The 19844-nt window shown below is 38.1% G+C and carries 23 protein-coding genes; 4 read left to right on the forward strand and 19 right to left on the reverse strand.

Translation table 11 applies throughout. The annotated features are described in order from the left end of the window. Nucleotides 1–164: 164 nt before the first annotated feature. The 5 genes from panD to ACQKNC_RS09480 all read right to left on the reverse strand — a co-directional run bounded on the left by panD (nt 165) and on the right by ACQKNC_RS09480 (nt 4180). Nucleotides 165–548, reverse strand: a complete 384-nt coding sequence (panD, locus tag ACQKNC_RS09460; protein WP_427424598.1) for an aspartate 1-decarboxylase — start codon at nt 546–548, stop codon at nt 165–167. 1 nt (nt 549) lies between these two features. Beyond that, nucleotides 550–1404 (reverse strand): pantoate--beta-alanine ligase, encoded by an 855-nt coding sequence (panC, locus tag ACQKNC_RS09465; RefSeq protein WP_427424599.1) that lies wholly within the window; start codon nt 1402–1404, stop codon nt 550–552. Then, entirely contained in the window at nt 1404–2240 is an 837-nt protein-coding gene (panB, locus tag ACQKNC_RS09470) for a 3-methyl-2-oxobutanoate hydroxymethyltransferase (RefSeq protein ID WP_427424600.1), read from the reverse strand. Before panB ends, panC begins: the two co-directional genes overlap by 1 nt. A 504-nt stretch (nt 2241–2744) precedes the next feature. After that, nucleotides 2745–3506, reverse strand: a complete 762-nt coding sequence (locus ACQKNC_RS09475) for a CPBP family intramembrane glutamic endopeptidase (protein ID WP_427424601.1) — start codon at nt 3504–3506, stop codon at nt 2745–2747. A gap of 2 nt (nt 3507–3508) precedes the next feature. Next, entirely contained in the window at nt 3509–4180 is a 672-nt protein-coding gene (locus tag ACQKNC_RS09480; RefSeq protein WP_427424602.1) for a TetR/AcrR family transcriptional regulator, read from the reverse strand. A gap of 221 nt (nt 4181–4401) precedes the next feature. Here ACQKNC_RS09480 and ACQKNC_RS09485 point away from each other — a divergent pair, with 221 nt between their 5' ends. Genes ACQKNC_RS09485 through ACQKNC_RS09495 form a run of 3 tightly spaced genes read left to right on the forward strand, consistent with a single transcriptional unit; the run spans nt 4402 to nt 6147 of the window. Then, on the forward strand, nt 4402–4722 hold the full coding sequence (locus tag ACQKNC_RS09485; protein ID WP_427424603.1) for a PadR family transcriptional regulator: 321 nt from the start codon (nt 4402–4404) through the stop codon (nt 4720–4722). Continuing rightward, nucleotides 4715–5314 (forward strand): DUF1700 domain-containing protein, encoded by a 600-nt coding sequence (locus tag ACQKNC_RS09490; RefSeq protein WP_427424604.1) that lies wholly within the window; start codon nt 4715–4717, stop codon nt 5312–5314. The genes ACQKNC_RS09485 and ACQKNC_RS09490 overlap by 8 nt, the downstream gene beginning before the upstream one ends. Next, nucleotides 5314–6147 (forward strand): DUF4097 family beta strand repeat-containing protein, encoded by an 834-nt coding sequence (locus tag ACQKNC_RS09495; protein WP_427424605.1) that lies wholly within the window; start codon nt 5314–5316, stop codon nt 6145–6147. The genes ACQKNC_RS09490 and ACQKNC_RS09495 overlap by 1 nt, the downstream gene beginning before the upstream one ends. Nucleotides 6148–6303: 156 nt before the next feature. Here the strand turns inward: ACQKNC_RS09495 and ACQKNC_RS09500 are convergent, their stop codons facing one another. From ACQKNC_RS09500 to ACQKNC_RS09525, 6 genes are all read right to left on the reverse strand, one after another. Next, entirely contained in the window at nt 6304–7287 is a 984-nt protein-coding gene (locus tag ACQKNC_RS09500) for a biotin--[acetyl-CoA-carboxylase] ligase (RefSeq protein WP_427424606.1), read from the reverse strand. Between the two features lie 578 nt (nt 7288–7865). Beyond that, complete coding sequence (locus ACQKNC_RS09505) at nt 7866–9044, reverse strand: CCA tRNA nucleotidyltransferase (RefSeq protein ID WP_427424607.1); 1179 nt, start codon at nt 9042–9044, stop codon at nt 7866–7868. Continuing rightward, nucleotides 9031–10176 carry an N-acetyl-alpha-D-glucosaminyl L-malate synthase BshA gene (bshA, locus tag ACQKNC_RS09510; RefSeq protein WP_427424608.1) on the reverse strand — a complete coding sequence of 382 codons (1146 nt, stop codon included), beginning with the start codon at nt 10174–10176 and terminating at the stop codon, nt 9031–9033. The genes ACQKNC_RS09505 and bshA overlap by 14 nt, the downstream gene beginning before the upstream one ends. Nucleotides 10177–10208: 32 nt before the next feature. Beyond that, nucleotides 10209–10613: a methylglyoxal synthase gene (mgsA, locus tag ACQKNC_RS09515; RefSeq protein ID WP_427424609.1), complete on the reverse strand. Its 405-nt coding sequence runs from the start codon at nt 10611–10613 to the stop codon at nt 10209–10211. A gap of 19 nt (nt 10614–10632) precedes the next feature. Continuing rightward, nucleotides 10633–11430 carry a 4-hydroxy-tetrahydrodipicolinate reductase gene (dapB, locus tag ACQKNC_RS09520; RefSeq protein ID WP_427424610.1) on the reverse strand — a complete coding sequence of 266 codons (798 nt, stop codon included), beginning with the start codon at nt 11428–11430 and terminating at the stop codon, nt 10633–10635. Further along, nucleotides 11430–11765: a nucleotide pyrophosphohydrolase gene (locus ACQKNC_RS09525; protein WP_427424611.1), complete on the reverse strand. Its 336-nt coding sequence runs from the start codon at nt 11763–11765 to the stop codon at nt 11430–11432. The genes dapB and ACQKNC_RS09525 overlap by 1 nt, the downstream gene beginning before the upstream one ends. Nucleotides 11766–11880: 115 nt before the next feature. Between ACQKNC_RS09525 and ACQKNC_RS09530 the strand changes: the two genes are divergently transcribed. Beyond that, nucleotides 11881–12750, forward strand: coding sequence for a YitT family protein (locus ACQKNC_RS09530; RefSeq protein WP_427424613.1), 870 nt, complete (start codon nt 11881–11883; stop codon nt 12748–12750). A 369-nt stretch (nt 12751–13119) separates the two neighbouring features. On the opposite strand, the gene ACQKNC_RS09535 is transcribed toward ACQKNC_RS09530, so the two are convergent. The 8 genes from ACQKNC_RS09535 to ACQKNC_RS09570 form a co-directional block, all read right to left on the reverse strand. Next, nucleotides 13120–13794: a zinc metallopeptidase gene (locus tag ACQKNC_RS09535; RefSeq protein WP_427424674.1), complete on the reverse strand. Its 675-nt coding sequence runs from the start codon at nt 13792–13794 to the stop codon at nt 13120–13122. A gap of 60 nt (nt 13795–13854) precedes the next feature. Next, nucleotides 13855–14451, reverse strand: coding sequence for a DUF1405 domain-containing protein (locus ACQKNC_RS09540; protein ID WP_427424615.1), 597 nt, complete (start codon nt 14449–14451; stop codon nt 13855–13857). 491 nt (nt 14452–14942) lie between these two features. Beyond that, entirely contained in the window at nt 14943–15737 is a 795-nt protein-coding gene (locus ACQKNC_RS09545; RefSeq protein WP_427424616.1) for a c-type cytochrome, read from the reverse strand. 42 nt (nt 15738–15779) lie between these two features. Beyond that, nucleotides 15780–16454: a menaquinol-cytochrome c reductase cytochrome b subunit gene (gene qcrB / locus ACQKNC_RS09550; protein ID WP_049666761.1), complete on the reverse strand. Its 675-nt coding sequence runs from the start codon at nt 16452–16454 to the stop codon at nt 15780–15782. A gap of 17 nt (nt 16455–16471) precedes the next feature. Further along, nucleotides 16472–16975: a ubiquinol-cytochrome c reductase iron-sulfur subunit gene (locus ACQKNC_RS09555; protein ID WP_427424617.1), complete on the reverse strand. Its 504-nt coding sequence runs from the start codon at nt 16973–16975 to the stop codon at nt 16472–16474. 155 nt (nt 16976–17130) lie between these two features. Then, nucleotides 17131–17580 carry a DUF2487 family protein gene (locus tag ACQKNC_RS09560; protein WP_427424618.1) on the reverse strand — a complete coding sequence of 150 codons (450 nt, stop codon included), beginning with the start codon at nt 17578–17580 and terminating at the stop codon, nt 17131–17133. A gap of 142 nt (nt 17581–17722) precedes the next feature. Next, nucleotides 17723–18280, reverse strand: coding sequence for a ReoY family proteolytic degradation factor (locus ACQKNC_RS09565; protein WP_079559925.1), 558 nt, complete (start codon nt 18278–18280; stop codon nt 17723–17725). Between the two features lie 14 nt (nt 18281–18294). Continuing rightward, nucleotides 18295–19563 carry a tetratricopeptide repeat protein gene (locus tag ACQKNC_RS09570; protein WP_427424619.1) on the reverse strand — a complete coding sequence of 423 codons (1269 nt, stop codon included), beginning with the start codon at nt 19561–19563 and terminating at the stop codon, nt 18295–18297. Between the last annotated feature and the right edge of the window lie 281 nt (nt 19564–19844).

A 19844-nucleotide genomic window follows, 5' to 3' on the forward strand; every position in this document is an offset into this window, starting at 1 on the left:
TGTTGAAGGTTTATCAGCGATTGCCCTTGGTTTATCTCGTTCCACCAAAAAGTCATAACTTTAAAAAGCGCGAGCAATCAATTTTTAGAAACGTTGATTACTCGCGCTTTTCTGATGTGAAATTTTTTAATTTTACGTTAAATATATACTTATGTCTCAGCCAATTACATCACTGTTGCTTCTGGCTCATACGATATCATTTCATTAATTGTATTGCCCTCGCCCATAATGGCTACTGTTGGCTTATGATCTTTTGCCTCTTCATTTGCTACATACACATAAGAAATAATAATCACAATATCTCCACGTTGTACTAGACGTGCTGCTGCACCGTTCACACAAATAACGCCTGATCCACGTTCCCCCGCAATAATATAAGTTTCAAAGCGTGCTCCATTGTTGTTATTGACGATGTGTACCTTTTCGTTTGGTAGCATCCCTACCGCATCTAAAATATCCTCATCAATCGTAATAGATCCAACATAGTTTAAATCTGCTTGTGTCACTGTAGCACGGTGGATTTTACTGTTCATCATCATTCGTAACATTTTACAATCCTTCTTTCACATTAAAGATACAATTATCAATTAAACGAGTTTTACCAATATAGACGGCTACTGCTAAAAGCACTTGCTTAGTTTCAGCAGTTGCTGGTGTTAAATCTGGATACGCTAATAGCTCAATATAGTCTATGCGGCCATGTGTACGTGCTGCAATGTATCCCTTTGCTTTAGCAAGTGCATTCGCTACCTCACCATTCGCTAAAAAGCTATCACGAGCAAGCTGTAGCGCTTCATTAATCGCTGGTGCCTCAAGACGCTCCGCTTCACTTAAATACACATTACGAGAGGATTTCGCTAAGCCGTCCTCCTCCCGTACAATGGGTACTACTCGCATGTCCAACGGGAAATTAAAATCGCGTACCATCGTAGCAATAATAGCAACCTGCTGTGCATCTTTTTGTCCGAAATAAGCTCGTGTAGGCTGTGCTAGGTGAAATAATTTAGATACGACCTGTAAAACACCATCAAAATGTCCTGGACGGCTCGCCCCACAAAGAATTGTTGCCTGTTCACCTGCATGAATACGAATACCACCGTCATGCGGATACATTTCTTCAACACTTGGTGCAAAAACAATATCTACACCAGCAGACTCTGCCAAAGCTGTATCGCGTGGCAAATCACGCGGATAGCTTTCAAAGTCTTCGTTTGGCCCAAATTGCGTCGGGTTTACAAATATACTCATAACGACTAAATCATTTTCAGCACGAGCTGTTTTTGCTAGCGTTAAATGGCCCTCATGTAAATAGCCCATTGTTGGAACGAGTCCAATTGTTTTTTGAGCTTGTTTAGCTGCTTGGATTTCTACGGTTAGTGCTTGGATTGTAGTTACGATTTTCATTACTTTACGCCCCCATATAGCTGGTCCAATGCTTCCTCTTTCATCGTGAAGAAATGCTTCGGCGCAGGGAATGTGCCTGCCTTTACCGCTTCTACGTAACTAGCAATTCCACTGCTTGCTTCTTGGCCCATATTAGCAAACTGTTCCACAAATTTCGGTACATGATGTGAACCGTAACTTAACATGTCATGATAAACCAATACTTGTCCATCAGCCTCTACTCCAGCTCCAATGCCAATCGTTGGAATGATAAGATTAGCAGAAACCATCTCTGTTAGCTGATGAGGAATACATTCTAAAACGACCGCACATGCTCCAGCCTCTTGACATTTTTTTGCATCTTCAATAAGTTTTGTTGCCTGTTCAGCTGTTTTTCCCTGAACCTTGTAGCCACCAAGTACTCCAGCTGATTGAGGCAATAAACCTAAATGAGCTACCACCGGAATACCAGCTGACGTTAATTTACGAATTACCGGTAGAACATCTCCTGCACCCTCTAACTTAAGTGCATCTGCTCCTGTTTCTTGCATCATGGAAACTGCAGTTTTCAACGTCTCGTGTACATCGCCGTGGTACGAACCAAATGGCATATCCACAACAACAAATGTATTCTTTGCCCCGCGACGCACTGCTTTTGCATGATGAACCATATCGGCTACTGTTACTGGCATTGTAGAATCATAGCCTAGTACTACCATACCTAGTGAATCTCCCACTAGAATCATATCAACGCCTGCTTCCTCGGCAAATTTTGCAGCAGGATAATCGTATGCAGTGAGCATAACGATTTTCTCACCTGCTGCCTTCATCTTTACAAAATCTGAAGTCTTTTTCACCATGTAGTCCTCCTTTTTTAAGGGAAGAAAACAGAAAAACCCCTCTGTTCCTAAAATGGACAGAAGGGTAGTGTTTCGTTCGTTATCAAAAATCACCTCTTATTCTTGAATAGAGGCCATAACTTAAATAAAGGAATTGTAATCTCTTTAAGAGAATTGCCCATTCCATTGATCAAGTTACATTTTTGAACGTTTGTTTTCTTCCGTCCCTGTCATTAAATGATCAAGGCAGATATTTATTATCAATTATGCCCCGGCATAATTGCGTCCGGAATCGGCTTTGTGCTTGCACAAAGAACTCCTTTCCGATTCCGTGACATCCGCCGGAGGCTTTACCTTCTTTCAGCGGGTGTTTTGAACACCTGCTGAAAGAAGGTAAATAGGTCTTACATTTTGAAGGTGCCGTTCACAAGGATACTGCCCTTCGCACATACTATAACAGATTCCACATGTAATCTTCAAATATTATTTTCTAATAACTAAGATCCATAACTATTACTAAATTCAAACCATTCGTTTTTGAAAGTTTGATTTTCGATAAACTTCAAACAATGTAAATAGTAACAGAGCAAATAATAATGTGAAAAAACCAGAAGATACATTTGTAACTGGTACAAAAACATCCCAAAATGAATTGGTGAAAGCGTGGAAAATAATACAGAGAAAAATACTTTTAGTGGATAAGTAAATGATCGTCAATAAAAAGGATAACGCTAAAGTTATTAGGGAAAACCATAGAAAGTTCATGTTCATTTGATTTGATCCAATGACAAACCATAATGGCAGATGCCAGACTGCCCAAATAACGCCCACAATCATTGTGCTCGTGAAGGGAGACCATCTTTTTTGTAATGAAGGCTGTAAAAAACCACGCCAGCCGATTTCTTCAACCCCTCCTCCAATAATCATGATTGGCAATTCAAGTAACGCCAGATATATTGGATTCTCCATAGTTGCTCCGCCCCATAGCGTTGGTAAAAAAAAAGCCGCAAATGCCCATCCGATTACAAGAATATACCAAGATACAGGATGCTTAGGATTTTTTACATTATGGATAAATGATTTGAACTCTTCTTTAGTCGAATATTTCTTTTTCAACCAAATCTCACAAATTGCAGGAGTAATTCCGCCGAGAACAAACAACAGCATATATATTGCATTGCCAAACTTCAGCAAATTCAGCTGTGTAAATAAGGCTAAACTGCCCCATATTATCCAAGACGTAGCAAAGGTATAAAATAGAAATCTTCTTACCTCTATTCCCAACTTTAATCCTCTCCTTCTTTCGTACCCAATAGTAATAATACGGATTTGCAAAGTGTATTCATCAAACGAACCTCATCAAACTGCACTTGATCATTTGAGAACACCCCGTAACATTTTTGCAAGACAACGTCTCTCACAATGCCATCAATGGACGTCATTATAAAAGTAGATAGATCCACGACCGAAATCTCTGGCTGAAAACATCCTGAAGAAATACCCTTATGGATTGAATGAAAAATTTGTTGCATAAAATATTGCCCACTTTCATTCTCATAAATATTCGATAATATTTTCTTTTCTCTATCTGAATTGTTAGCAAATAAAATCGTAAGCTCAAATTGGATTTTGCCAACTGTTGATACGTTTTCCTTCATGTACGCTCCAAGAAAATTAAATAATTTAATGATTGTTTTTGTGGGAGAATTACTCGTATCCGTAATATCATCGATAATATGTTTATAGTCTGCATTTACATTTACTTGATTAATAACCTCAATGAGTATTTCATCCAAGTCTGAATAATAACGATAAATACCACCTTGACTTACCCCTGACGCTTTAATTATATCTCTCATCGTAATGTCATAGAGCGGCTTTACCTTACATACTGCTATGGCTGCTTCTAAAATACTGTTTTTCTTTTCCTGCACATATTCATGGCTTACCTTTGGCATTATCTCTACCTCCATACACTTAAAATGACACTATCGTCATTTTTATCGTAGTCAATATACCTTTTATTGTAAATAAAAAATGACACTACTATCACTTTATTTCCTTACAAATATTTTTAATAAAATTTGACAATCGATAATATATGTAATATACTTCCAACATACTATACGACATATAATATAAATCTCTGTATAGGTATTACATTGCGAGGTGAGAAAAGATGACATTTCAGCTTGGCTCAGCTTTACTTGACGCTTGTGTACTCGCAATCGTCGATAAAGAGGATGCATACGGCTACTCATTAACACAGCAAGTACAAACCGTGATGGATATATCAGAATCTACGCTGTATCCAGTATTGCGTCGTTTACAAAAAGCAAATTGCTTAACAACCTACGATCAGCCCTACCAAGGTAGAAATAGACGCTATTACCAAATTACTGAGCAAGGTCGAGTACGATTACTGGAGCTATTAAAAGAATGGCAAAAATATAAGGAAAAAGTTGACTGTGTACTTTTAGGAGGGAAATATGATGAATAGAGCAAGCTATTTGAAAAAGCTACGGGGGAAATTACAACGTCTTCCAGCGCATGAGATTGATGCTGCGCTTGCCTATTATGAGGAATATTTCGATGAAGCAGGAGAGGAAAACGAACAGCATGTCATTCAACAGCTAGGCTCTCCTTCTCATGTTGCATCACAAATAATGGCTGACTATGCATTAAAGGATTTAGAAGCAACCTCAACTTCGACTAAGAAGAATGTTTCTGCGATTTGGCTTATCATACTAGCAATAGTATCTGCCCCACTTTCATTACCGTTACTCGTAGTTGCAATAGCACTTATTTTTTCATTTGGAGCAGTTATATTCAGCGTTATCATTGCGATTATAGCAACTGTATGTAGTATCTTTTTCGCTGGAATCGTTGCACTTATTTCAGGCTTCTTCATTTTAACTCAAGACTGGCAGACAGCGTTACTCTTTATGGGTATTGGCTTTATTGTAACAGGTCTGGGCATCCTGATTTTCCCGATTGTTGGTCGTTTGATCAAAAAAATCGTTGTTGTTTGTGTTGAAGCATTAGGTAGACTATTTCATAAAATAACGAAGAAACGGAAGGAGGGATACTAATGACGTCTCGACATACCCATATTGCCATTACTATGATTGCTTTTGGTATACTGTTAGCTCTAGTTGGTTATTTCTCTGGTGGGAAATGGAGTTTCGTGTTAAATGATGAAGGCATCCAATTACCAGAGAATAATAAGCTAGTAAACAATTCCTATAAACTAGATGATTTCACTAACCTCAATGTTATCAATCACTATGGAGATGTTGAAATTGTTACTAGTGATCATTATGCATTAGATACAAATGTTGTTAATGATGATGATGTGACGTACAGTATTAAAGATAATACATTAACTGTTGAAACAAAGGGTAGGAAGAAGAATGGCTTAGAATTCGGATTTGGTAACTTCAGAACTCCTTCCATCAAAATCTTTGTTCCTTCAGATGTAAAATTGAAAACCGTTGTCCTTGATAGTAATTTTGGGGATACAACCATTCGTGGTCTGAATTATCAGGAGTTAAATCTAATCGAAGATTTTGGAGATATTATTTTTAAAGACACTACTGGTGATAAAACAGAGATTACACAATCCTTTGGTGATATGAAGCTACAACAATTTTCAAGTAATGGCTTCGTTGCCGAAAGTGAACATGGTGATATTAATATCGATGGAACATTAAATGGTCAATCCACTATTACGTCTAACTTTGGGGATGCTACACTTCACTTACAAAATAAAAGAAGTGAGCTTGGCTATGAATTACAAACTGACTTCGGGGATCTTACAGTTGATAAGAAGGATCAAAACAGCAAAGTATCACAAGAATATAAAGGTGATAACCAGCTAAAAGCAACACTTTCATATGGTGACTTACAGTTAACGTTGAAATAAAGTGAGCATCTCCCATTTTAGATGATAGAAGCAGTTATTCACCGGTTGTGCACTCTTTTGCGCCACTAGAAACACTTACTTCGCAAATAGAGAATCTAAATTACATTGAACACACAAAAAAGCTGCAAGTTTCATATGATTCTTGCAGCCTTTTAGTTATAAAATTTTTATATCTCCAGCATAAATTGTTCGGACTGTTCCATCATCCTGTGTTAGCTGTAGTACACCTTCATCCGTAATCCCACTGGCAATGCCTTCAAAGCGCTCGCGTAAAGTTGTTACTTCAATACGTTGTCCAATAGTACATGACATTTGTTCCCAGAGCTTTTTAATGCTAGTAAAGCCCTCATTCACGTATAATTCCGTGAATTGTTCTAAATATTGTAAAATAGATGCGACAAGAGCCGCACGATTAATCTCCTCACCCGCTTCTAAACGTAAAGATGTAGCAATATCTGCAATTTCTGGGGAGAAATCCGATTCGACTTGATTTGCATTTATACCTATGCCTACTAGCAGTGCTTGTACACGGTCTGCCTCAGCCTGCATTTCTGTTAATATTCCTGTACATTTTTTACCGTTAATGAGCAAATCATTTGGCCATTTAATGGCCGGTTCGATATGTTTATATAATGTTTTAATAGCCATCGTGACTGCAACTGCTGCGACAAGCGTATACGATGAAGCTTGCTGAGGAGTAACATCCGGTCTCACAATAATGGTCATCCAAATACCTGTGCCATTTGCAGATTCCCATGGACGGGCCATTCGACCACGACCGGCTGTTTGCTCCTCCCCGATAATAATAGTGCCATGTGGAGCGCCTTCCTGTGCAAGCTTATGGGCAATTGTTTGTGTTGAATCTACAACATCAAAATAATGAATTTCACGTCCAAAACGTTCCGTATTTAAAAATAGTTCAACTTGTGTTGGACTTAAGCTATTTGGCACACCAGTCAGTACATAGCCCTTTTTCTTTACAGTTTCAAATGCATAGCCTTCCTCCTGTAGCGACTGCATATGTTTCCATATAGCTGTACGTGATACTCCAAGGGAATCTGCTAGCTCCTGACCTGAAACCGCTTCACCATTAGCAGCTAATATTCTTTTTAAAATTTCATCCTTCATAGAAATACTCATGCTAATCAATCCTTTATTAAACTCTGCTATAAATTTTTTTATTTGCTTGCAAAATATTGATTCAATTGTATTTATCATACTGTAAATTATGACAATTGACCACAATCTATCATCAAATATCTTTTAGCTACTAGTTATTCGTTATTTTTAACTATTTTGCTTCGGATCGTTGGATTACCCTCATAACGTAGGGTTGATTTCCATCCCGGCTAGGTGCTTTCCTTGGGGCAGCAGTGGCAAATGTTTTTTGAGCGAAAGCGAAGCGGCAGCAGTGGCAAATGTTTTTTGAGCGAAAGCGAAGCGGCAGCGGCAACAACAGGATGTTGGTCATAAAGGCGTTATCACAGGACGTGAATGCTTTTAGCCTTCGTTCCTCTATCCACTTCACTCGCGCTCCAGGGTCTCATCTGTGATGCTGTGATTTGACCGCCAAGCCTTCCTAATTAACTTATACTCATGTTGCGTTTTAACAATTGTCACCCAAAACCTTTGGTGATTAAGCAAAAAATATTATAGAACCAAATTAATAAGGAGCCGTCTCATTTATTTTTTGAGACCGGCTCCTTGTTTAAAAATCGTCATTCTTTTTTAAAATAATCGTGTTCTATCCAATTCTTAATCTGTTGTCGTTCATTTTCAAGCTCGCCATTCACAATTGCTTCAAGCATCGCCTGCAACGCTTCTTTTACCCATGGCCCACCCTTTTTTCCAGACCATTTTAATAAGTCCGTACCGTTTACAATAAGCTCCTGTTTATGTTTTATGGGAAGTTTTGACTGTATTTCATGAATACTTTGCTGTGGCATTTGAACGTCAAGCTGTCTCAGCTCCGCAAAATAACAAGCTGCCTCGAGTTCCTGTTGTGTATGCAAAAAGTAATCCATGTTTGTCCAGCCATTTTGGAAAGCTGTAAAAGCTGCTAATACAGCTTTTACAAATGCCATCTCCTTATTCGATAAACGATAGCATCCTAGCACTTCTCTCCAATGATCCCCCTGCAACACAGCAAAATATGCCCAGCCTAATAGCTTGTCCTGCGTTTTAAATTCATACCAGTCATCAGCTTGAAAAGTACCATTCAAATAATTCACTAAGCTACTTTCCTCAAGTTTTCTTATACCGTTAAAAACATCTTTCCCTACCCATAGCTTATCGAGCTCTGCCTTTATGCGCTCCTTCGCAATCCAAGAAATATTATCAGCCTTGTCCTGCATTGCTTTCAAGGTTTCTGATTCAATTAGAAAACCAAGCTGTGCAGAAAAACGCACAGCTCGTAGCATTCGTAATGCATCTTCTGAAAAGCGTTTCTGTGCGTCACCAACAGCTCGAATAACACCAGCCTCAATATCTTGGCGTCCTCCGTAAAAATCAACAAAAGACCCATCACGTCGCATCGCTATGGCATTCATCGTAAAGTCTCGGCGCTGTAAATCTTCTTTTAACGAACGTACAAATTGCACTTCCTCGGGTCTACGGTGATCCGTATATTCTCCATCTGTGCGATATGTCGTTACTTCCACCGATCCAGCTGGCACGATAACAAGTACCGTCCCATGCTGAATCCCTATATCAACAGTATGATTAAAGACAGACTTTACTTCGTCTGGCATGGCATTTGTTGCAACATCTACATCGTGAGCAGGACGGCCGAGTATGGCATCTCGTACCGCACCACCGACGATTACTGCTTCAAAGCCTGCTTTTTCTAGTTGTTCAATAACTGAATAGGCTGCTTGCCATTCTTTATTGTTTTGCATGATTTCTTTCAGCAACCTTTTCATACAATTTTTCATATTGTTCTACAATTTTAGATGAATGGAATTTTTCATCAACAGCACGAATAGCTGCTTCGCGGAAGCGTTGCAATTTCTCTTCATCATTTAATAGATCCACGGCATATTCTGCTACTGCGTCCGTATCACCTAATTCCACTATATAGCCATCTACACCATGTTCAATGACTTCTGGAATACCGCCTACAGCTGATCCAATACAAGGTACACCACAAGCCATTGCTTCAAGTAAAACTAGCCCGAATGATTCCTGCTGTGATAGTAATAATTTTAGGTCACTTATCGCATACAATTCAGCCAAATTTTCTTGTTTGCCTAAAAATAGAACATCCTTCATATAAGGACTTTCTTTTACTTGATCCATTACACGATGCTTTTCTGGGCCATCTCCTACAAGTAACAGCTTTGCCTTCATATTTGCACGAATCTTCATAAAAGCGTCTATAATATGCGGGAGATTTTTAATTTTACGGAAGTTAGATACGTGAATAATAACTTTTTCATCTTCTTGAATGCCAAATTGTTCCTTTAAATTTCCTGGATTACGCGGGAAATATTCACGTTCATCAACAAAGTTGTAAATCGTGTTAATCGGCTTTACTGTATCAATAAGCTCATAGGTTTGTTGCTTTAATGCCTCTGACACTGTCGTAACGATATCAGATTTGTCAATGCCATACTTAATTGCCTGTGAAAGAGTAGAATCCTGCCCAAGCACCGAAATATCTGTACCATGTAACGTTGTGACAATTCCAATGTCACGACCACTCATTTCACGTGCTAAAACAGCACATACAGCATGTGGGATTGCATAATGCACATGAAGCACATCTAGTTCTTCATCCTTAATCACGTCCGCCATTTTACTCGCTAATGCTATATCATATGGCGAATATTGAAATACTGAATAATTGTTAACTTCTACTTCATGGAAAAAGACGGTTGGATAAATTTTATTCAATCGAAATGGTACGCTTGAGGTGATGAAATGAATTTCGTGTCCTCTCTCTGCAAGCATTTTTCCTAATTCTGTTGCAATAACACCAGAGCCTCCAACGGTTGGATAACAGGTAATGCCAATTTTTAGCTTTTTCATTCGATTATCATCCTTTCTAAATCACGTCTTTTTTAATTTCGTCTTTCTTGAATCAGTCTCCAATCCACAAAGCCTTCTTGTAGGCCTTTCAGTAGTATTTCTGCAGTTCCCATATTTGTGGCCAGTGGCACTTGGTAAACATCACAAAGACGAATAAGTGCAGAAACATCCGGCTCATGTGGTTGTGCTGTTAAAGGATCACGGAAAAAAATGATCATGTCCATATCATTATTGGCAATCATTGCGCCAATTTGTTGGTCGCCACCGAGTGGTCCTGAACGAAAACGTGTTACCTCTAAGCCTGTAGCTTCAATAACACGCTGTCCTGTTGTACCTGTAGCAAACAACATATGTTCATTTAAAATATCTCGGTAAGCAATAGCAAACTGTACTAAATTATCTTTTTTGCGATCATGTGCAATTAATGCGATTTTCATTAAGCTTCCATCCCAATCTTTAGATGATGTTTTCTAAACCATATACAAGTTGATCCATTTTCATAACCTCTTCTACGCAGAATGCTACTCCTGACATAAAAGAATTACGATTTAAAGAATCATGACGAATTGTTAATAGCTGCCCATCTCCACCAAATAAAACTTGCTGGTGTGCCACTAAACCTGGTAAACGAACAGAGTGAACACGCATGCCATCAAATTCTGCCCCTCTTGCACCCTCAAGTGTTTCTTTTTCTTCTGGATGTCCTTGCATTTTTTGTGCTCTCACCTCTTGAATCAATTGTGCCGTTTTAACAGCTGTTCCAGATGGAGCATCTAGTTTTTGATCGTGGTGCATTTCAATAATTTCAACATCCGGTAAATATTTTGCTGCTTCCTTAGCAAATTTCATCATCAGGATTGCCCCTATCGCAAAGTTTGGAGCAATAATACAGCCGAGCTCTTTTTCTTTTGCAATTGCTGATAATTCCACAAGTTGTGCATCTGTAAAGCCCGTTGTACCAATTACAGGTCGTACATTTAAAGTCAAGGCCTCTTTAGTATGTTTGTATACTGAATGCGGGCTTGTTAAATCCACTAATACGTCTGGTGCAGTTGCCTCTACAAGCTCAGACATATCTGTAAAGATTGGAGCCGTATAACTTGCTGGAAACATTTCCAAATCAGCTAATGTTTTTCCTACTTCCTTATAATCTAGTACAGCTACTAATTCCATCTTGTCATGCTTCATGACGGTATGTACAGCCTCAGCCCCCATTTTTCCCCTAGGTCCTGCTATAGCTACACGAATTGACATTATTCTTCATCCTTTCTAGTCCAGCGACCTTTATCTCTTGTTTCAAATTTATGTATAACCTGTAAAAGTGCTTCATCTAATTTAATGCCCTGAGCATTTGCAAAGCACACTAAAACAAAGAAAAAGTCACCTAATTCTTCTTCAATACTGTTTACTTCCTCTGTACTCTTTTTCTTCTTTTGCCCATAAACGTCCTGCACCTCGCGAGACAATTCACCAAGCTCCTCGGTTAAACGTGCCAGTAACTCGAATGGCGGGAAGTAGCCTTCCTTAAATTGTCCTATATAATCATCCACACGCTGCTGTAAAGCTTGCATTGTCATTTGTTCAGTCATTAAAATCACACTCCTACTTACCATCGTATAAAATTTACACCGTTGTTGTCAAAAACAATAAAATGTCAGATAATAGATAGTATTACTTCATATGTTTGGGACTTCAGGAGGTCATATGCTAAAACAGATCAAAATCCGTAATATCATTGCAATAATGCTCGGAGCTGCAATTTTTAGCTTCGGCTTCGTTCACTTCAACATGCAAAATCAGCTTGGTGAAGGTGGATTAAGTGGGATTACACTCATACTATATTTTACACTAGGCTGGGACCCTGCCTTAATGAATTTACTATTAAATATCCCTATGTTTATTATTGGTTATCGTTTACTCGGGAAAAAATCATTTATTTATACGCTTGTTGGAACTTTATCTGTTTCAGTTTTCCTTAAAGTTTTCCAAAAATATCAATTTACTATTCATTTAGAGGACGATATGTTACTTGTAGCTCTTTTTGCTGGGGTTTTTGTTGGACTAGGGCTCGGTATCGTCTTTCGCTTCGGTGGTACAACTGGTGGTGTAGATATTTTAGCTCGCCTTGGGCATAAATATTTCGGCTGGAGTATGGGTAAAACGATGTTTATCTTTGACGCAATTGTCATTATCTTATCATGGCTAACGTTTTTAGATGAACGCTCTATGATGTATACCCTTGTTGCGGTATTTGTTGGCGCACGTGTTATTGATTTTGTTCAAGAAGGAGCATATGCAGCACGCGGAGCACTTATTATATCTGAAAAATCGAGCGCCATTGCTGAGATGATTGCATTACGAATGGAACGCGGCATCACTATACTTGAAGGTCATGGCCATTTTACTAAGCAACAAAAAGAAGTTATTTATTGTGTTATTGGCAGCAATGAGGTTGTACGCTTAAAATCTATTATTCATGAAGTAGATCCACACGCTTTCGTATCTATAATAGAAGTACGAGATGTTGCAGGTGAAGGCTTCACGCTTGATGACCAAAAACAACCGATTCATTAAAAATTAAATGGCTCATCACCAAAAGTTATGGATGACATTTGCTAAGACATATTCCTTGTATACAAGTTGATTGGAGTAGAGCTGGGCGACTCCTTGGGAATCAGTGACACAGATAAGACACTGGAGCAAGCATGTAGGGAACGAAGGCTAAGAGCATCACATCCTGTGATTAACGCCTTCGTGACCAACATCGTGCTGCTGCCGCTACGTTTACACTGCTCTTTCGCACAAAAATCATCAATAAAATGCTTATAATCTGATTACTCTCCTCAAATAAAAAGTTTGTTGGAGGTGAGCATTTCAGTAAAAACATAGTTTAAGGATTAAAAAACTTGCTATAGTGAAATATCACTACAACAAGTTTTTTCATTAGTCGTCATTTCTCATATTTGTAAAGATTAATACTAAACGTAGTAACTCTAATACAGCAACTGCTGCTGCGGCAACATATGTTAATGCTGCAGCACTTAATACTTTTCGTGCTGGACGCTCTTCTTCATTTGTAATAATTCCTAAAGAATTCATTTGCACTAACGCACGCTTTGAAGCATCGAACTCTACTGGTAACGTTACTAATTGGAAAAGCACACCTGCTGCCAATAATACAATACCTAAAAGTAACATATTCGAACTACTTGCAAAAATACCAATCATTACAAATATCCAAGACATATTAGATGAAATACTTGCAACTGGTACTAGCTTACTACGTAATGTCAGCATTGAATAAGCTTCTTTATGCTGGATAGCATGGCCAACCTCATGAGCAGCAACTGCCGCACCAGCAATACTCGCCTCGTAGAAATTACTTTCCGATAAAGCAACTGTTTTTGTCGCCGGATTATAATGATCAGACAACACACCTTGCGTTGGAACAACTCGTACATCATATAAGCCGTTCGCATCTAAAATCGCACGCGCTACCTCTGCACCTGTTTGTCCCTTCATTGTACGTTCATTTGCAAATTTATTATACGTGCCCTTTACTTTCATCTGTGCGTAGAGTGGCAGTAGCATTATTATTGCAAAATAAACAATATACATACTTGTCGACAATTTTCTAACCCCTTTCTACCTCGATACTATAATTCTATAATCAATTACCTAATTCGGCAAATATTTGCGCCACCTAATTGAAAAGATGGCTAAAAAAATAGATGCAATTGATAACCAAAAAGTAAAATAGCCAATATAGCTTGTATAATCTGCTAAATCTCGATACATAGGCATTTGGCCAAATACATAATCAATCACATCATTATGCAATGTCCATACGGCTGCTACGGCAACATGCCAATATGAAAATACATATTTACCGAGATATAGAATTGCTTGGACAGCCATCGCAAAATGCGAGCCCACAAGCATCCAGCCTTGCCAACCAATAGATCCAGTTTCAATCAGCGTCCAAATATTCATAACGTCAGCCCAGATTCCATATTTCACTAGTGTTATAAGTGCTAGCACTTCCATTAGTGGCCATTTTTTCCCCATAATCCATGCTAACAATACAAAGCAAAAGAATAAGCTGGCTGTCGGGCTATCTGGCACAAAAATATAAAAAATTGGCTTCGTGATGGCAAGCTGCCCTCCATACCAATAATATCCGTAAATAGTTCCTAATAGATTGATAATAAGTAAAAGTATTAAAAATGATTTATGCGTAAGGAGATACCAGATGTTTGCACGTGTAATTTGCATAATTAAAACTCCTTTATCTTCTGTCTTTACTAAGATGCCTTTTTTAACTGTTATTATGTATAAAATAGTCTTTAATTTGCCACATTCTTTCTATTTATGAAGCAATATTTTTTTGCTCATAACCATAACGTGGGGTTGATTTCCGTTCCGACTGGGCGCTTTCCTGGGGCGTCCAGTCGGAACGGAATCAACTGATATATAGCTTACGTTTCAGCCAATGTCATCCTAAACTAACATTTGTTGATGAGCTCTTTATTAACATTCCTCTTAAAAATAGACCACATCAAATGTTAGGGTATAACACACGGTTAGTACTACAAAAATTCCGGTGAATTCCCCGCCACTTTCGAATATCTTAAATTGTATGTATATCTTAATAAATATTATAGAAGCAAATATATTTTTAGCGGGAACTTTTTTGACGTTGTAACAGTCACATTATTATGCTAGAAGAAAAAAAGAGCCAGTTTCCTGACTCTTGTAAACTATACTTATTTATCTTCTTTTAAGCTCGCAATAAATTCAGCTAATTGCTTTGATTCTTCAGCTGTACCATTGAATTGTTTAGGTGGCATTTTGCCACGACCATTATGCATAATATCTTCAACTTCTTCAGCTGTTAGTGTATTACCAAGTAATTTTGGAGCAGCTGGGCCACCTTTTAAGTCAGCCGCATGACAGCCGATACAAGTTTTAGCTGAGTCACCTGCTTCACCATTCCAAATTTTATAACCTGGTAGTGATTCATCAATAGTAACTTTAACTTCTTTTTCAATTGCGCCCATTGCTTTTTGAGCTTCCCAGTCATGGTTAGCAACAGCTTCCCATGTTAAGTAAAACATAGCTGCCAGAGTCAATAACATAAACGCTGTTGGTAACGGACGTTTAGATGGACGACGTTCTGGACCTTTATCTAAAAATGGCATTAATAATAGCGCTCCAAATGCAAGACCTGGAATTACAATTGCTCCAATAACATTATATGGACCAGAAGCATATGAATATTTTAATAATTGATACATGAATAAGAAGTACCAGTCCGGTAATGGCACGTATGCTCTTGTCGGATCAGCTGGTCCTTCAAGTGGTGATGGATGTGCAACTGTTAAAATTAAATAAGCAATTAAAAATACAGCACCAACCATCCATTCTTTTAGTAAGAAGTTCGGCCAGAAAGCTTCCGTCTTACCTGGATATTCGGAATAATCCTTTGGAACGTTCGGCATTCTGTGATTCGCTTTAATACGAGAATCACCAACAAATTTCATTCCTTTTCCGCGATGCATTATGTCCCCTCCTTTAAAAAATCATCGAACCGTCAAGAACTATTACAACGGCCCTGAAATTCCTTGACGACGAATCATGATAAAGTGTGCTGCAAGTAACCCAAACAATACTGCAGGTAAGAAGAATACATGAATCGCAAAGAATCGTGTTAACGTTTGAGCACCAAGAATAGTTGAGTCACCCGCTAATAAGATTTTAATCCATTCACCGATAAACGGTACAGATGCAGCAATTTCGATACCTACTTTTGTAGCGAATAATGCTTTCATATCCCAAGGTAATAAGTATCCTGTAAAACCAAGACCCATCATTACACCAAAAATACCTACACCAACCATCCAGTTTAATTCACGAGGTTTCTTATAAGAACCTGTAAAGAATACACGAAGAGTATGTAAGAACATCATTACGATTACTAATGAAGCTCCCCAGTGGTGCATACCGCGTACGATTTCACCAAATGCTACTTCGTTTTGTAAATAATAAACTGATTTCCAAGCATTCACTACGTCTGGTACATAGTACATTGTTAAGAACATACCTGATAGTATTTGTATTACCGTGATGAAGAAAGTTAATCCACCGAAACAGTAAACGAATGCTGAAAAATGATGTGCAGGGTTCACGTGCTCTGGCACTTCGTGGTCGGCAATATCACGCCAAATTGGTGTAATATCTAAGCGTTCATCGACCCAATCATAAATTTTATTTAGCACTTTTTTGTACCCCCTTACTAAACTAGAGTATTTGCTTTAGTTGGACCAAGCAATAAGTAACCAGCTTCTTCTTTAACTTCATATTCATCCAACGGACCTGTTGGTGGTGTTCCTGGTATGTTTTTACCATTCTTCTCGTAACGTCCACCATGACAAGGACAGAAGAATTGATCTGGGTATTCTGAATTTTCTCCCCAGTTCACCATACATCCTAAATGCTTACAAACAGGAGATAATGCAACGATTTGATCGCCTTGTTTGAAAACCCATGCTACGTTTGTTACTTCTGATTTGTACCATGCATCAACTTGTTCAAATTTTAAGTCAACTTTAACAGGTTTGTCAGTAATATCAGCGATTTTATGCTCTGTTTTTATAAAGTTCCCACCACCATGTTTTTGTAGTACTGGGTCTATTGCAAAACGAAGCATTGGCATCAGCATACCTGCCGCCATAAAGCCACCTACACCAGTTAGTGTATAGCTTAGGAATTGACGACGTGAAACTCGATTATTACTCATTTTTTTCCCCCCTCTAACTTAAAGGTCAGTCCAACGGACATACTTTTACAAATAGTAATACTAGGACATATCTATGATATATCAAGTCCATAGCTTGGTCAATATAGCATTTCTGTGGAAAGATGGAGAATGTGAACATTTATTGAAACAAATTGTTAAATTTGTGCCCATTTGGTCGAAAGCATCGGAATCACTTGTCGCAATTGATCTTCGAGAATGGAGTTCTTCACGCCTTTATCCATACTTTCTAACGGAATCGCTGGTAGCCAAATAACATTTACTTCATCTCCAATATTTGTCCAAAAATGGTCACAAGTAATGAAGAACACATGCTTAAAACCAGCATTATGTAATTGTGCATCTAATTGCTTCGGCATATCTTCGTTTTTTAATGTTGTACTATACGAGAATGGAGGCATTAGTAATAGACGGCCTTTAAATTGTTGTTCGATAAAAGATGTGAGCGACAACAAAAAATCCGCCTCTGTACCACTCTGTTTCATTTTTTCAGGAGTTAAATCGATGGATACGAGTGGAACGATTGCTGTATCGATAAATTCCTTCTGTGTCATAAACGATGTCACATCGCTTGTATTAAAATACATTTCGCAAACCTCCTCTTTGTTCAAAAATAAAAATGCCCTTCTCCACTCTTCAATAGGATAGCCAATAAAAAGTGAAAACAATCATTCACTTGATATGTTATCATATTGAGGTAGATAAAGGACATTCAATTTTTACATATAACTAATGTAAATTAGCCGTTTCCTTTAAAGCTTGTAACAAATTAGACAATTCATAAAAGCGCTCTTCATCTCCTTGATCGAGGGCTTCATCAATTTGTGCGAGTAATTTTTCTTCCTGGAATACGAGTAAGCTGTTGGAAAGCAGCTCTTCTGCCAGTAAACGATCTTTTTCACTGACAATCAGTGCTTCCGGCATATAAGGGTTTTCTTCAAGAACTGCTAAGTATTGTGCGCTTGGAGGTACATTTGGAAAATTCAATTGTATATACATATCTTCATGTTCATGTAAGCGTAAATCATGGAAAGATTTCTCAGCATCCGCTGTCATTACATTGCCTTTGTAAAAACGAAATGGCACGCCTGTTGAGTCAACTGTTGACATTACCATTGCTCTAGGGCAATAGTGAGCTTCTTCAACAAATCGAATTCGTTTTAATAACTCATCGTTGCTTAATAAGTAATTCAAAATCCATACACACTCACGACGTTTCAATTGATAATTTTTTAAAAACCATCTAACAAATGCTTTTTTATCGACAACTGATACAGAAGCAGTCATACCCACTCCCTCCTTTACTCAAATTCTAAGGTTTCTAACTTCTCTTGCCACTCTAGTTCACCCGGCTGAATAGTTATTAATTGACCGAGTACTTCTTTAGCTTCTAAACGCTTTCCTTCCTCTAATAAGAAGTAAACATATTTTTCTAAAAATGCTGCGTCTTCCTTAAAATCATTATATGCCAAATGGTAAAATTCGTATGCACGGTCGTACAATTCTAAATTTTCATATGCAACCGCAGCAAATGGGTATAAGGTGCTCCATTCAAAATCATTTTTTTGTAACGTTTCAAATAATTCTATTACATCCTCATGACGCTCTTGCTGTTCCAACACAGAGATCAATGCTAATACCGCTTCCATGTATTCAGGATCTAAAGCAATGGCTTCACGTAGATGCTGCTCGCCCTCAGCTGGCAAACCAGTTTTTAAAGCCATTTTTCCAGCGAATAAGAATAAGGACTTATCGTATTCGTCACGCTTTAATCCTTCCAGAATGGCAGCGTATGCTTTTTTATTGTCCTCTGTCATTGCATAGCTTTCAGCAAGCAATAAATAAGCAGAGAAATAATCAGGGTCCAATTCTTTTAATTCCTCTAATTGTTTAATCGCCATTTCGTATTTTTGTGATTGAAAGGCTGAATACGCTGCACCAAATAAAACATCTGGCTTCACTTCATCATCAAGAGCTTTTAAAAAGTAATCTAAGGCCGCTTCATAGGCAGCTCCTGCACGATACACTTCAGCAAGTCGTTCAACAAGACTTACTCCAGCAAATTCAACTTGTTGTTCATACAATTCTTCATATAGTCTCGCAGCCTCTAAAAAACGGCCAGTTTCAAATAATAGCTCCGCTTTAGCAAATTGTAATAATGGCTCCTCTGGTAATATAGATAGCGCCTCATTGATACGCATTTCTGCTACTTCAAATAAACCCTGCATTTGATAATAATCAGCTAATACTAATAATGCTTGAGGGTATTCTGGAGATGTCTCCTCTATTTCTAATAAAAAATCTAACGCTTCATCTTCAGCGCCTAATTCCATTAAGACGTTTGCACGATCAATTTTCAACTGTGCCTCTTCTGGGAATAAAAATTGTAAATGCTCCAGTACACGGTCAGCTTCTTTCATATACCCATACTGCATAAAGATTTCAGCTAGCGTATAAATTTCCTCAGGTAACTCCTTTGTTAAAAATGATTCAAGTAGCTGTTCAATTAATGCTAAGTCCCCTTGTTCAAGTGCTTGCATCATTTCAGTCATCGCATTGTTCACAGTCATTCACCTATTCTTTCATTAATACCTTTATGCTACAAAACATTTTCTTTCGAAACAAGAAAAAACTCCCCAAATGATTTGGAGAGTTTAGCAGCAATTTGCATTAGCTTAATTGATGTTGGTCACTCTGTCGTATGTTGTTGTTGTTTTTGTTGCTGTCGCTTCGCTTTCGCACAGATAAAACCATGTTGTTGCTGTCGCTTCGCTTTCGCACAGATAAAACCATGTTGTTGCTGTCGCTTCGCTTTCGCACAGATAAAACCATGTTGTTGCTGTCGCTTCGC

The organism is Lysinibacillus sp. NPDC094177 (assembly GCF_050279145.1).
GTDB lineage: Bacteria > Bacillota > Bacilli > Bacillales_A > Planococcaceae > Lysinibacillus.

Excerpts from the sequence above, each read along its gene's own strand:
- panD (WP_427424598.1), bottom strand. The coding sequence starts at position 548 with ATGTTACGAATGATGATGAACAGTAAAATCCACCGTGCTACAGTGACA.
- panC (WP_427424599.1), bottom strand. The coding sequence starts at position 1,404 with ATGAAAATCGTAACTACAATCCAAGCACTAACCGTAGAAATCCAAGCA.
- ACQKNC_RS09480 (WP_427424602.1), bottom strand. The coding sequence starts at position 4,180 with ATGCCAAAGGTAAGCCATGAATATGTGCAGGAAAAGAAAAACAGTATT.
- ACQKNC_RS09485 (WP_427424603.1), top strand. The coding sequence starts at position 4,402 with ATGACATTTCAGCTTGGCTCAGCTTTACTTGACGCTTGTGTACTCGCA.
- ACQKNC_RS09490 (WP_427424604.1), top strand. The coding sequence starts at position 4,715 with ATGAATAGAGCAAGCTATTTGAAAAAGCTACGGGGGAAATTACAACGT.
- ACQKNC_RS09495 (WP_427424605.1), top strand. The coding sequence starts at position 5,314 with ATGACGTCTCGACATACCCATATTGCCATTACTATGATTGCTTTTGGT.
- ACQKNC_RS09500 (WP_427424606.1), bottom strand. The coding sequence starts at position 7,287 with ATGAGTATTTCTATGAAGGATGAAATTTTAAAAAGAATATTAGCTGCT.
- ACQKNC_RS09505 (WP_427424607.1), bottom strand. The coding sequence starts at position 9,044 with ATGCAAAACAATAAAGAATGGCAAGCAGCCTATTCAGTTATTGAACAA.
- bshA (WP_427424608.1), bottom strand. The coding sequence starts at position 10,176 with ATGAAAAAGCTAAAAATTGGCATTACCTGTTATCCAACCGTTGGAGGC.
- mgsA (WP_427424609.1), bottom strand. The coding sequence starts at position 10,613 with ATGAAAATCGCATTAATTGCACATGATCGCAAAAAAGATAATTTAGTA.
- dapB (WP_427424610.1), bottom strand. The coding sequence starts at position 11,430 with ATGTCAATTCGTGTAGCTATAGCAGGACCTAGGGGAAAAATGGGGGCT.
- ACQKNC_RS09525 (WP_427424611.1), bottom strand. The coding sequence starts at position 11,765 with ATGACTGAACAAATGACAATGCAAGCTTTACAGCAGCGTGTGGATGAT.
- ACQKNC_RS09530 (WP_427424613.1), top strand. The coding sequence starts at position 11,881 with ATGCTAAAACAGATCAAAATCCGTAATATCATTGCAATAATGCTCGGA.
- ACQKNC_RS09535 (WP_427424674.1), bottom strand. The coding sequence starts at position 13,794 with ATGTATATTGTTTATTTTGCAATAATAATGCTACTGCCACTCTACGCA.
- ACQKNC_RS09540 (WP_427424615.1), bottom strand. The coding sequence starts at position 14,451 with ATGCAAATTACACGTGCAAACATCTGGTATCTCCTTACGCATAAATCA.
- ACQKNC_RS09545 (WP_427424616.1), bottom strand. The coding sequence starts at position 15,737 with ATGCATCGCGGAAAAGGAATGAAATTTGTTGGTGATTCTCGTATTAAA.
- ACQKNC_RS09555 (WP_427424617.1), bottom strand. The coding sequence starts at position 16,975 with ATGAGTAATAATCGAGTTTCACGTCGTCAATTCCTAAGCTATACACTA.
- ACQKNC_RS09560 (WP_427424618.1), bottom strand. The coding sequence starts at position 17,580 with ATGTATTTTAATACAAGCGATGTGACATCGTTTATGACACAGAAGGAA.
- ACQKNC_RS09565 (WP_079559925.1), bottom strand. The coding sequence starts at position 18,280 with ATGACTGCTTCTGTATCAGTTGTCGATAAAAAAGCATTTGTTAGATGG.
- ACQKNC_RS09570 (WP_427424619.1), bottom strand. The coding sequence starts at position 19,563 with ATGACTGTGAACAATGCGATGACTGAAATGATGCAAGCACTTGAACAA.